This is a genomic window from Kitasatospora sp. NPDC097605 (assembly GCF_040302725.1).
GTDB lineage: Bacteria > Actinomycetota > Actinomycetes > Streptomycetales > Streptomycetaceae > Kitasatospora.
Window position 1 is genome coordinate 17,506 of record NZ_JBEOSF010000046.1, and the last position, 11,458, is coordinate 28,963.

12 protein-coding genes are annotated in these 11,458 nt (G+C 72.2%); 9 read left to right on the forward strand and 3 right to left on the reverse strand.

Annotation, left to right across the window (positions count from 1 at the left end; genetic code table 11):
- Positions 1-139 precede the first annotated feature (139 nt).
- Positions 140-1,483, forward strand: coding sequence for a dicarboxylate/amino acid:cation symporter (locus ABTX81_RS34175; RefSeq protein WP_350553790.1), 1,344 nt, complete (start codon positions 140-142; stop codon positions 1,481-1,483).
- Between the two features lie 242 nt (positions 1,484-1,725).
- Here ABTX81_RS34175 and ABTX81_RS34180 read toward each other — a convergent pair whose 3' ends face one another.
- Positions 1,726-1,929, reverse strand: coding sequence for a cold-shock protein (locus ABTX81_RS34180; RefSeq protein WP_030300853.1), 204 nt, complete (start codon positions 1,927-1,929; stop codon positions 1,726-1,728).
- Positions 1,930-2,305: 376 nt separating this feature from the next.
- Between ABTX81_RS34180 and ABTX81_RS34185 the strand changes: the two genes are divergently transcribed.
- The 6 genes from ABTX81_RS34185 to ABTX81_RS34210 all read left to right on the forward strand — a co-directional run bounded on the left by ABTX81_RS34185 (position 2,306) and on the right by ABTX81_RS34210 (position 8,351).
- Entirely contained in the window at positions 2,306-3,208 is a 903-nt protein-coding gene (locus ABTX81_RS34185) for a menaquinone biosynthetic enzyme MqnA/MqnD family protein (protein WP_350553792.1), read from the forward strand.
- A 199-nt stretch (positions 3,209-3,407) separates the two neighbouring features.
- Positions 3,408-4,631 (forward strand): cyclic dehypoxanthinyl futalosine synthase, encoded by a 1,224-nt coding sequence (mqnC, locus tag ABTX81_RS34190; protein ID WP_350553794.1) that lies wholly within the window; start codon positions 3,408-3,410, stop codon positions 4,629-4,631.
- Between the two features lie 15 nt (positions 4,632-4,646).
- Entirely contained in the window at positions 4,647-5,291 is a 645-nt protein-coding gene (locus ABTX81_RS34195; protein WP_350553796.1) for an imidazolonepropionase-like domain-containing protein, read from the forward strand.
- 279 nt (positions 5,292-5,570) lie between these two features.
- On the forward strand, positions 5,571-6,158 hold the full coding sequence (locus ABTX81_RS34200) for a hypothetical protein (protein ID WP_350553798.1): 588 nt from the start codon (positions 5,571-5,573) through the stop codon (positions 6,156-6,158).
- A gap of 88 nt (positions 6,159-6,246) precedes the next feature.
- Positions 6,247-6,939, forward strand: a complete 693-nt coding sequence (locus ABTX81_RS34205; protein WP_350553800.1) for a demethylmenaquinone methyltransferase — start codon at positions 6,247-6,249, stop codon at positions 6,937-6,939.
- 128 nt (positions 6,940-7,067) lie between these two features.
- A complete protein-coding gene (locus ABTX81_RS34210) occupies positions 7,068-8,351 on the forward strand; it encodes a geranylgeranyl reductase family protein (protein WP_350553869.1) in 1,284 nt (427 codons plus the stop codon).
- 24 nt (positions 8,352-8,375) lie between these two features.
- Here the strand turns inward: ABTX81_RS34210 and ABTX81_RS34215 are convergent, their stop codons facing one another.
- Positions 8,376-8,708, reverse strand: coding sequence for a MazG-like family protein (locus ABTX81_RS34215; RefSeq protein WP_350553802.1), 333 nt, complete (start codon positions 8,706-8,708; stop codon positions 8,376-8,378).
- 74 nt (positions 8,709-8,782) lie between these two features.
- Positions 8,783-9,502, reverse strand: coding sequence for a peptidylprolyl isomerase (locus ABTX81_RS34220; protein ID WP_350553804.1), 720 nt, complete (start codon positions 9,500-9,502; stop codon positions 8,783-8,785).
- 189 nt (positions 9,503-9,691) lie between these two features.
- Between ABTX81_RS34220 and ABTX81_RS34225 the strand changes: the two genes are divergently transcribed.
- Together ABTX81_RS34225 and ABTX81_RS34230 are read left to right on the forward strand one after the other, a co-directional pair.
- Positions 9,692-10,621, forward strand: coding sequence for a DMT family transporter (locus ABTX81_RS34225; RefSeq protein WP_350553806.1), 930 nt, complete (start codon positions 9,692-9,694; stop codon positions 10,619-10,621).
- 457 nt (positions 10,622-11,078) lie between these two features.
- Positions 11,079-11,438, forward strand: coding sequence for an NADH-quinone oxidoreductase subunit A (locus ABTX81_RS34230; protein ID WP_014137597.1), 360 nt, complete (start codon positions 11,079-11,081; stop codon positions 11,436-11,438).
- Positions 11,439-11,458: the final 20 nt, after the last annotated feature.

An 11,458-nucleotide genomic window follows, 5' to 3' on the forward strand; every position in this document is an offset into this window, starting at 1 on the left:
CGTTGTCGCGCCATGAGCTGTATTCCGGCGGCACGCCCCTGACCGGGGCCGGTCCCTCCCCGTCCGGCCCGCGCGCCGTGCCGCCGTCCTCACCCTCCTGCCTCACCACCAGCTACGCCTCCCCCGGAGCCGCACCGTCATGTCCACAGCGCCCGAGGCGACCTCGTCGCCGTCCGTGCTCGCCAGAATCCGCAAGACCCCCTTCTGGGCCCAGATCGTCGCCGGCCTCGTGCTCGGTGTCGGCCTCGGCTACCTGGCCCGCGCGGCCGACATCTCCTGGCTGGCCACCACCCTGGAGACGATCGGCCGGATCTTCGTCCAGCTGCTGAAGCTCGCCGTCCCGCCGCTGGTGTTCACCGCGATCCTGGTGAGCGTGGCGAACCTGCGGAACGTCACCAACGCGGCCCGCCTCGCCGTCCGCACCCTGCTCTGGTTCGCCGTCACCTCGCTGATCGCGGTGGCCATCGGCCTCGGCCTCGGCCTGCTGACCAACCCGGGCGAGGGCACCAACCTCAAGACCGAGGGCCTCAAGCCGCCGAAGTCCACCGGCAGCTGGATCGACTTCCTGACCGGGATCTTCCCGACCAACATCGTCACCGCGTTCACCGAGGTCGAGGTCCTGCAGATCGTCTTCCTGGCGATCGTGGCCGGCGCCGCCGTGATCAAGCTCGGCGCCAAGGCCGAGCCGGTCCTCAAGCTCAGCGAGTCGGTGCTGGAGCTGGTCCAGACCGCCCTCTGGTGGGTCATCCGGCTCTCGCCGCTCGGCACCCTCGGCCTGATCGGCAAGTCCGTGGCCAAGTACGGCTGGGACCTGCTGGAGCCGTTCGCGACGCTGACCGTCGACGTCTACCTCGGCTGCGCGCTGGTGCTGTTCGGCGTCTACTCGCTGCTGCTGAAGTTCGCCGCCGGCCTCAACCCGGTCAACTTCTTCAAGGGCGCCTGGCCCGCCATCCAGCTGGCCTTCGTCTCGCGCTCCTCGGTCGGCACCCTGCCGGTCACCCGCCGGGTCACCGAGCGCCTGGGCGTCCCGAGTGAGTACGCCTCGTTCGCCGTCCCGTTCGGCGCCACCACCAAGATGGACGGCTGCGCCGCGATCTACCCCTCGCTGGCCGCGATCTTCGTCGCCCAGGTGTACGGCATCGACCTCGGCATCAAGGACTACCTGCTGATCGCCTTCGTCTCGGTGATCGGCTCGGCGGCCACCGCCGGCCTCACCGGTGCGATCGTCATGCTGACGCTGACCCTCTCCACCCTGGGCCTGCCGCTGGAGGGCGTCGGCCTGCTGCTGGCCATCGACCCGATCCTGGACATGATGCGCACCGCGACCAACGTCGCCGGCCAGGCCCTGGTGCCGATCGTGGTCGCGGCCCGGGAGAAGACCCTCGACCTGGTCGCCTACAACAATCCGACCGGCGACCTCTACGACGAGGGCCCGGCCCCGGTCGAGGCCAAGGTCCCGGCCCAGGCCACCGCGACGGCCTGACGCCCCTTCGGAACGGGCACCGCGAAGAACGGGCGCCGCGAAGAACGGGCACACGAAGGGGCCCTCCTCCCACGACGGGAGGAGGGCCCTTCCGCGTTCCCCCCGGGGACGCGGGCACAAGGCAGGGGGCCCACCGGACGGCGGGCCCCCTTGGGTACTGCAGCTCTTGTGCTCACGCTGACGGCCGGCGGCCGTCTACGGACCCGACGGGTCCGGAGCGATCAGATCATCATCGAGGATGGTCAGACGACGGTGACGTTCTCCGCCTGCGGGCCCTTCGGGCCCTGGGTGACGTCGAAGCTGACCGCCTGGTTCTCCTCCAGCGAGCGGAAACCGCTCGCGTTGATGGCGGAGTAGTGGACGAAGACGTCGGGGCCGCCGCCATCCTGGGCGATGAAGCCGAAGCCCTTCTCAGCGTTGAACCACTTGACGGTTCCCTGAGCCATGCCGTTCTCCTTGCGAGGGACGTGTCGGGGCCACACCGTGTGGCACCCGGTCCGCTGCGCTGATCGCCCTGCCTCCGGACGGGTCCGGAGTTTTTCGATATTGCTGAAAAACTACGAAAAGCCTGCGGTTACATGCTCCGCAGGCTTCAAGTACTGCAAGGGGAATCAAACTGCAACTGAGGGCAACGCTAGCATGCGGCTGCTGTGACGACCAGGGGTGACTTGCGGGCTGGACAGCGCGTGTCGTAAGGCCGTTGTGACCCTCGGCGCGGTGCGCCGCGACGCGTCGCGGGGCGTCCCGGAAGGGCGGTGCGGGACTCGCGGGGCGGCGGGCATACCCTGCGGGGAGGCGCACGAACAGCAAGGGAGCGGCGCAGTGGCAGTACCGGATGCGGAAACGCGGGAGCCCCAGGAGAACACTCCGGTCCGGCCCCGGGTCGGGCATATTCAGTTCCTCAACTGCGTACCCCTCTACTGGGGGCTGGCCAGGACCGGCAATCTGCTCGATCTGGACCTCACCAAGGACACCCCGGAGAAGCTGAGCGACCAGCTGGTCGGCGGCTCCCTGGACATCGGTCCGATCACCTGCGTGGAGTACCTGCGGCACGCGGACGAACTGCTGGTGCTCCCGGACATCGCGGTGGGCAGCGACGGCCCGGTGATGTCCTGCGTGATCGTCAGCAAGCTGCCGCTGGCCGAGCTGGACGGCCGGCGGGTCGCGCTCGGCTCCACCAGCCGCACCTCCGTCCGGCTCGCCCGGCTGCTGCTGGAGGAGCGCGAGGGGGTGCGGCCCGAGTACTTCAGCTGCCCGCCGGACCTGGACGCGATGCTCGCCGAGGCGGACGCGGCCGTGCTGATCGGCGACCCGGCGCTGCGCGCCTACCTGGGGCAGGCGGCCGAGCAGGGCCTGGCCGTGCACGACCTCGGCGAGATGTGGAAGGAGTGGACCGGGCTGCCGTTCGTCTTCGCCGTCTGGGCCGCCCGCCGCGACTTCGCCGAGCGGCGTCCCGGGCTGACCGCGGCCGTCCACCGGGCCTTCCTGGAGTCCCGGGACCTCTCGCTGGTCGAGGCCCGCGAGGTGGCCGAGCAGGCGGCCCGCTGGGAGGCCTTCGACGCCGGGGTGCTGGAACGGTACTTCAGCGAGGCACTGGACTTCTCGCTCGGCGAGCGGCAGCTGGCCGGGGTCGCCGAGTTCGCCCGGCGGGTCGCGCACGACAGCGGCTTCGCCCCCGACGTGGCCGTCCGGCTGCTGGAGCCGGCGCCGCAACCGGTGGCCTGAGCCGGCGGCCCGAACGCGGCCGTCCCGCACCGCCCCCGACCGCCGGGGCCGTGCGGGGCGCCGCCGCGGGCGGGCTGACGCGGGGGCCGCGGAGCGCTGGCGTAGGCTGAACCGGATGCGACCCGGTGCCCAGGCACGGCGGGGTCGCGCTCGTCGCACATGAAGCACGTGCAGTACCCGAGAGAGAGAAGGCCGCCAGGTGTCCGAGCTCGCAGCGACCACCCTCGATGCGCCCAGCACCGACCTGCAGGCCGTGCTCGACCGGGCGGCCGGCGGCGGCCGGATCAGCCCGGAGGAGGCGCTGGAGCTCTACCGCTCCGCCCCGCTGCACGCGCTCGGCTCGGCGGCCGACGCGGTGCGCCGCCGCCGCTACGCGGGTACCGAGCACATCGCGACGTACATCATCGAGCGCAACATCAACTACACCAACGTCTGCGTGACGGCGTGCAAGTTCTGCGCCTTCTACGTGCCGCCGAAGAGCGACAAGGGCTGGTCCCGCGACCTCGACGAGATCCTGCGCCGCTGCGCCGAGACCGTCGAGCTGGGCGGCACCCAGATCATGTTCCAGGGCGGCCACCACCCGGACTACGGCGTCGAGTACTACGAGCGCGCGTTCTCGGCGATCAAGGCGGACTTCCCGCAGCTGGTGATCCACTCGCTGGGCGCGTCCGAGGTCGAGCACATGGCGCGGATCTCCGGCGTCTCGATCGAGGAGGCGATCACCCGGATCCACCGGGCGGGCCTGGACTCCTTCGCCGGCGCCGGCGCCGAGCTGCTGCCGGAGCGCCCGCGCAAGGCGATCGCGCCGCTCAAGGAGTCCGGCGAGCGCTGGCTGGAGATCATGGAGGCCGCCCACACCCTGGGCGTGGAGTCCACCTCCACCATGCTGATGGGCACCGGCGAGACCAACGCCGAGCGGATCGAGCACCTGCGGATGATCCGCGACGTACAGGACCGCACCGGCGGCTTCCGCGCCTTCATCCCGTACACCTACCAGCCGCAGAACAACCACCTGAAGGGCTCGACCCAGGCGACCGTCTTCGAGTACCTGCGGATGATCGCCATCGCCCGCCTGTTCCTCGACAACGTCGCCCACATCCAGGGCTCCTGGCTGACCACCGGCAAGGAGGCCGGCCAGCTGTCGCTGCACTACGGCGCGGACGACCTCGGCTCGGTCATGCTGGAGGAGAACGTGGTCTCGGCGGCCGGCGCCAAGCACCGCTCCAACCTCACCGAGCTGATCCACCTGATCCGGGCCGCCGACCGCGTCCCCGCGCAGCGCTCGACCACCTACGAGCACCTGCGGGTGCTGGACGACCCGGCCAACGACCCGGTCGACCCCCGGGTCGCCTCGCACATCGCCTCCACCGCGATCGAGGGCGGCACCGCGCACCCCGAGCTGAAGATCCTCGACAACGGCTGAGGTCCCCTCCCCACCGTGCTGACCCTGCACCGGGCCGCCCTCGTGCTGCCCGACCCGGCCGATCCCACCGCCCCGTCGCACGCCGACGGGGCGGTGCTGGTGCGCGACGAGCTGGTCGGGGCGGTCGGCCCGTACGCCGGGCTGGCGGCGGCGCACCCGGCGGCCCGGGTCCGGGACTGGGGCGACGCGCTGCTCACGCCGGGCCTGCGCAACCCGTACGGGCACTGGTTGCTGGAGCGGGCGTACCACCCGGACCCGCGCGAAGGGGTCGGCGACGACCTGGTGCCGGACGGGCTGGCGGGGGAGCGCGACGAGACGCGCTGCGGGGCGAGTGCCCGGCGCGGGCTGCAGCGGATGCTCGGCGCCGGCGTGACGGCGGTGGCCGGGCCGTTCGAGCGCGCCTCGGTGCGGACGGCGGTGGCCCGTTCCGGGCTGGTCGTGCTGCCGGGGACCGGGGCGGACCCGGGGGCCGGGCCGCTGGACCCGCTGGCGGTGCTGCCGCTCGCCGGGGCCGTGCACGGCCGGGTGGCCGTCGGGGGCCGGGCGGACTTCGCGGTGTTCGCGCCCGGCGCTCCGGGCACGGACGGGACGGACGGTCCGCCCGCCGGGGGCTGCCGGGCCACGGTGCTGGCCGGCCGGCTGGTCTTCCGGCGGCGCTGAGCGCGGGCGCCCGGCGTCGCCCCGTCACATCCTACCCGCCGGTAGCTTCCCGGTCCGGCCGGGGTTCCTCGTACTCCCTTGCGACCGGCGGGACTTGCTTCGTCTGCCGCTGAACTGCGCCTTCGACCCCGTGGCCTGATTGTCCCTTCGCCGTGACCTGAGGGCCCGCCAGCGGATAGCATCCGGCTCAGCTCAGTCCGTACCCTCACCACACCTCGCCCGTGCCCGCGGGCGGCGGGGCCCCGTGCCCGGCCCCGAACGCAAGCCAGGACAGGAACCATGCGATCCGCGACCGTCCCCCCGCAGCGATCCCCGCGGTTGGGCCGAGGCTGGTACCTCACCGCCGTGCTCAGCGCCGTGCTGGCCGTCGGGATGTGCCTGCTGGGGTGGCGTCAGGCCGAGCAGGCCGACCGGATCGGCGCCCACCCGGTGCGGGTCGACGGCGTGGTGACCCAGCTGCCCAACGGCGGCGGCTCCTACAGCACCGTCAGCTACCAGGCGGCCGGCCAGCACCACACCGCCACCGCGCTGCCGCTGGCCGACGGCACCGGGCTCGGGGACACCGTCTGCCTGGAGCACGCGGCCGACGAGCCGAAGGTGGTGCGGATCTGCGGCGACACCTACCCGCAGCCGGTGGGCGTCGGGCTGGCCCGGTTCAGCGTGCCGGTGGCGGTGCTGCTGTTCGCCGTCTGCGTGCTGCGGATCCGGCGGCACCGGCGGGCGGTGGCCGTCCGGAGCGGACAGAACCGCCTCGCCAGCACCGTCGCCCTGGCGACCGAGGTGCTGGCCGACGGGATGCCGGCGATAACGCAGGGCAAACGCTCGCGCCGCCGGCGCCGGGCGGGCGGGCGGCGCGGCCTGCACTGAGGCGGCGCGCGGCGGATCCGCCCGTCGGAAGCGCCCGGAAGGCGCCCCCTTGCCCGGATCGTCGGGGCCAGGGTGAACAATGGGGGGCGTGACCCGAGCCTCTCTGGACAAGCAGCCGCACGAAGTCGCCGCCATGTTCGACGACGTCGCGGCCAAGTACGACCGCACCAACGACGTACTCTCGCTCGGCCAGGCCCGCGCCTGGCGCCGGGCGGTGGCCGAGGCGGTGGACGCCGGTCCGGGGGACGTCGTGCTCGACCTCGGGGCGGGGACCGGCACCTCCTCGCTGCCCTTCGCGGAGGCCGGGGCGCGGGTCGTCCCGTGCGACTTCTCGGTCGGCATGCTCGCCGAGGGCAAGCGCCGCCACCCCGAGCTGGCGCTGACTGCCGGGGACGCCACCAGGCTGCCGTTCGCCGACGACACCTTCGACTCGGTGACCATCTCCTTCGCGCTGCGCAACGTCCAGGACACCGACGCGGCGATGGCCGAGATGCTGCGGGTTACCAAGCCCGGCGGCAAGCTGGTCATCTGCGAGTTCTCCACGCCGACCTGGACGCCGTTCCGGACGGTCTACACCGAGTACCTGATGCGCGCGCTGCCGCCGGTCGCCACCGCGGTCAGCAGCAACCCGGACGCGTACGTCTACCTCGCCGAGTCGATCCGCGAGTGGCCCGACCAGCCGGCGCTGGCCGCCCGGCTGCAGGAGGCCGGCTGGTCCAAGGTGGCCTGGCGCAACCTGACCGGCGGGATCGTCGCGCTGCACCGGGCCCACAAGGTCTGACCGGCCGCGCGCCCGGCCGCGGCCCCGTCCGCTGCTCATAGACTCGTCCAAGCCCAGCCGGGCCGGCCCCCGCCGGCCGGCCGACCCCCAGCAGGAGTGTGCCCACCGTGTCCGAGACCGCCGTTGACCTGAGCGCAGGCGTTGTGGAGAGCACCGCGGACGTCATCGTGGTCGGCGCGGGCCCGGCCGGGTCCACCACCGCCTACCACCTCGCGCAGGCGGGCCTGGACGTGCTGCTGCTGGAGAAGACCAGCTTCCCCCGGGAGAAGGTCTGCGGCGACGGCCTCACCCCGCGCGCCACCAAGCAGCTGGTGGACATGGGCATCGACGTGTCCACCGAGAACGGCTGGCTGCACAACAAGGGCCTGCGGATCATCGGCGGCGGGGTCCGGCTGGAGCTGGACTGGCCCGAGCTGTCCTCCTTCCCGGACTACGGCCTGGTCCGCAAGCGCGCCGACTTCGACGAGCTGCTCGCCCGTCAGGCCGAGAAGGCGGGGGCCCGGCTCTACGAGCGCTGCAACGTCAGCGGTCCGGTGCTGGACGAGCGGACCGGCCGGATCACCGGGGTCACCGCCCGGCTCGGCGAGGAGAAGCGCCCGGTGACCTTCCGGGCCCCGCTGGTGGTGGCCGCCGACGGCAACTCCACCCGGCTCTCGCTCGCCATGGGCCTGCACCGCCGGGAGGACCGCCCGATGGGCGTCGCCTACCGCACCTACTTCACCTCCCCGCGCCACGACGACGACTACCTGGAGTCCTGGCTGGAGCTGTGGGACACCCGCGGCGGGGAGCGCAAGCTGCTGCCCGGCTACGGCTGGGTCTTCGGCATGGGCGACGGCACCTCCAACGTCGGCCTCGGCATCCTCAACTCCTCGCCGGCCTTCGGCGAGCTGGACTGGCGCGAGGTGCTCAAGGCCTGGTGCGCCAGCATGCCGGAGGAGTGGGGCTACACGCCGGAGAACATGACCGACCCGATCCGCGGGGCCGCGCTGCCGATGGCCTTCAACCGGCAGCCGCACTACACCCGCGGCCTGCTGCTGGTCGGCGACGCGGGCGGCATGGTCAACCCGTTCAACGGCGAGGGCATCGCCTACGCGATGGAATCCGGCCAGATCGCCGCCGGGGTGATCGTCCAGGCCCTCGCCCGGGTGACCGACGGCGGCCGGGAGCGCGCGCTGCAGGCCTACCCGCGCATCCTCAAGGACGTCTACGGCGGCTACTACACGCTCGGCCGGGCCTTCGTGAAGCTGATCGGCAACCCGAAGGTCATGCAGCTCGCCACCCAGCGCGGGCTGACCCACCCGATGCTGATGAAGTTCGTCCTCAAGCTCCTGGCCAACCTCACCGACCCGCAGGGCGGCGACGCCATGGACCGCATCATCAACGGCCTGGCGAAGGCCGCGCCGAACGCCTGACCGGGCCGCCGCCGCCGCCCGCCGTCAGCCGCCCTTCCGGCGGCCGGCGGCGGAGCGCCGCTCGACGTAGTCGAGGCGCTCGGCGAAGACCCGGGCCGCGTCCGGGGTGAGCGTGCGCAGGGCGACCAGCGCGGAGAAGACCACGTCGCACAACTCGTGCTGGACGTCCTCCCAGCTGTGGGTGACCCCCTTGCGCGGGTTCTGGCCGGTCGCGCCGATCACGGCGGCACCGACCTCGCCGACCTCCTCGGTGAGCTTGAGGATGCGGGCGAGCCGCTCCTCGCGCGGGGGGAGCGGGCTCTCCTCGTCGAGCCAGGCGACCAGGTGGTCGACGCTTTCCCAGATCCTGCTGTCCATGCGGTGCCGCTCCCGTACGGTGTCGGTGGCCCGTCGATGGGCCTGCTCCACCGTACGGGAGTGCGACGGCCGGCTCAGCGGGCGGAGATCTTCACATTGCGGATGTTCACCGGCAGGTTCGGGAAGCCGTCGCCGGGGTTGTTCTGGTCGTCCTCGCCGCCGGCGGCGATCTTCTGCAGCACGTCCAGGCCCTCGGTGACCCGGCCGAACGGGGTGTAGGCGGGGGAGAGCTTGGTGTCCTTCCAGACGAAGAAGAACTGGCTGCCGTTGGTGTTCGGCCCCGCGTTGGCCATCGCGACCGTGCCGGCCGGGTAGGTGGCGCCCTCCAGGTTCTCGTCCGGGAAGGAGTAGCCAGGGCCGCCGCTGCCGGTCCCGGTCGGGTCGCCGCACTGCAGGACGTAGAGCCGCTGGGTGGTGAGCCGGTGGCAGTGGCTGCGGTCGAAGTAGTCGCGCTCGGCGAGGAAGCGGAACGAGAAGGTCGTGCAGGGGGCCTTGTCGGTGAGCGCCTGGAAGGTGATCGCGCCCTGGGAGGTCTTCAGCGTCGCCTTGTACGGCTTGGCCGCCTTGCGGGCGTCGAAGACCGGGATGCCCTTGAAGTTGTCGGCGGGGACGGCCGGGGTGTAGGTGCAGGCGACCCCGGCCGCGCCGGCGCCGGAACCGGTCGACGGGGTGTCCGCGACGGCGGTACCGGTGCTCGCGACGAGCGGCAGGACGGTGGCGGCGGCGATCAACGCCCAGTGCTTGCGCGTCACTTGACTGGCCTTCCGGTGGGTGGGGGACGGCTGGGTCGGCATGGCGACATCATCCACGGCGGCGTGGAGATCCGGTAGGGGGCGGGAAACCGTTGATCCGGAGCGGAGAGGTGCGCGAGGATGGCGGCCCCGCTCCGCTCCGGGATCCGTCCGACGACGTGCGACTCTCGTGGGCCCGGCCCCGCCCGCTTCGAGCGCCCCGCGCCCGGAGCACCCCGAGAGGCTCCGCCCGTGCGCGCTCCGTCCTCCGTCCTGCTGCGTGATCTGCCGGTGCTGCTGGTGGCGGTGGTGTGGGGGTCGAGCTTCCTGGCGGTGCAGCGGGTGGCCGAGCCGGGGACGGTGGTGGCGATGCTGGTGCTGCGGTTCGGCCTGGTGCTGCCGGTCCTGGGGCTGGCCGCCTGGCGCCCGTTGCGCCGGCTGCGGCCCGCCGAGTGGCTGGGCGGGGCCGGGCTGGGGCTGGTGCTCGGGGCGATCTTCCTCCTGGAGACGTTCGGCGCGGTGCACACCTCGGCGACCAACGCCGGCCTGATCATCAGCCTCACGATCGTGTTCACCCCGCTCGCGGAGAGCGCGCTGACCCGGACGCCGCTGCCGCGCCCCTTCCTCGCGGCCGCCGCTCTGGCGGTGCTGGGCATCGCGCTGCTCACCGGGGACGGCGGACTGCGCGCCCCGGCCCCGGGCGACCTGCTGGTGCTCGGCGCCGCCGTGGTGCGGACGGTCAACGTGCTGGCCACCGCCCGGGCCCGGTCGATCCGGGAGAGCGACACCCTGGCCGTCACCTGGGTCCAGCTGGCGGCCGCGACGCTGGTCTTCGCCGTCGTCGCGCCGTTCGCCGGCCCGCTGCCCTGGACGGTCGCGGCCGGCTTCGGTCCGGCCGAGTGGGGCTGGCTGCTGCACCTGTCGCTGCTCTGCACGCTGTTCGCCTTCTTCGTGCAGATGTGGGCCGTCCGCACCACCTCGCCCTCCCGGGTCAGCCTGCTGCTGGGCACCGAGCCGCTCTGGGCGGCGGTGTTCGGCATCACCCTGGCCGGCAACCACCTCGGGCCGCTCGCCCTGCTCGGCGGCGTCCTCGTCCTGGCGGGTACCGAGTGGGGCCGGCGGACCGCCTCGGCGCCCCGGCCGGAGGCGGCCGGCGCGGAGCGGCAGTCCCTCCCGGCGTGACGCCGGAAGGCGGCGTTCGCACGCCGTTCACGCGCTTGTGAACGAAGGGTCAAGCAGGCGTTCGCGGAGCCGCCACCCCTGCGGGTGAGCCGCTATAACACGTCAACCAGGCGCCCGGAAATTTGCTCTGGGCGAGGCATGGTTGATATAGGTGCGCGGCTCTGACCAGCCGCTTCGCAGATGAATACGACTGCTTGTGACCATTTGACTTCTTTGTGTAGACAAATCTCGCCATGCTCACCTTCGTCACCATTCACGAGGTGGCGGAGATCACAAAGATCGCCTTGAACTGCGTGTCGCAGATCACAAGCCGACGGGCATAGGATGCGCTCGTTCCAGGCTTTGTGAACTGCCTCACATGGGGTGGATCCGGGAACTGGAATGCCGGGTTCACCACAGCGTGACCCGTCGGTTCCGATCTGCAGTCAAGGACGACTGGACGGAGGGAGCGGGGGCTATGAATGCCTACGCGCCGATCCTCGTACTCGGTGCCATCGCGGCGGCGTTCGCGGTCGGCTCCGTCGTGATGGCCTCACTGACCGGCCCGAAGCGCTACAACCGGGCCAAGCTGGAGGCGTACGAGTGCGGCATCGAACCGACCCCGCAGCCCGTGGGCGGCGGTCGGTTCCCGATCAAGTACTACCTGACGGCGATGCTCTTCATCGTCTTCGACATCGAGATCGTCTTCCTCTACCCGTGGGCCGTGAGCTTCGACGCCCTGGGGATCTTCGGGCTGGTCGAGATGCTCCTGTTCATCGCCACCGTCTTCGTCGCCTACGCCTACGTCTGGCGCCGCGGCGGTCTGGAGTGGGACTGACCGCTGACTTTGTGAACGTG

Coding starts and splice junctions, on each gene's coding strand:
- ABTX81_RS34175 (WP_350553790.1), top strand. CDS start 140: ATGTCCACAGCGCCCGAGGCGACCTCGTCGCCGTCCGTGCTCGCCAGA.
- ABTX81_RS34200 (WP_350553798.1), top strand. CDS start 5,571: ATGCGATCCGCGACCGTCCCCCCGCAGCGATCCCCGCGGTTGGGCCGA.
- ABTX81_RS34215 (WP_350553802.1), bottom strand. CDS start 8,708: ATGGACAGCAGGATCTGGGAAAGCGTCGACCACCTGGTCGCCTGGCTC.
- ABTX81_RS34220 (WP_350553804.1), bottom strand. CDS start 9,502: ATGCCGACCCAGCCGTCCCCCACCCACCGGAAGGCCAGTCAAGTGACG.
- ABTX81_RS34180 (WP_030300853.1), bottom strand. CDS start 1,929: ATGGCTCAGGGAACCGTCAAGTGGTTCAACGCTGAGAAGGGCTTCGGC.
- ABTX81_RS34230 (WP_014137597.1), top strand. CDS start 11,079: ATGAATGCCTACGCGCCGATCCTCGTACTCGGTGCCATCGCGGCGGCG.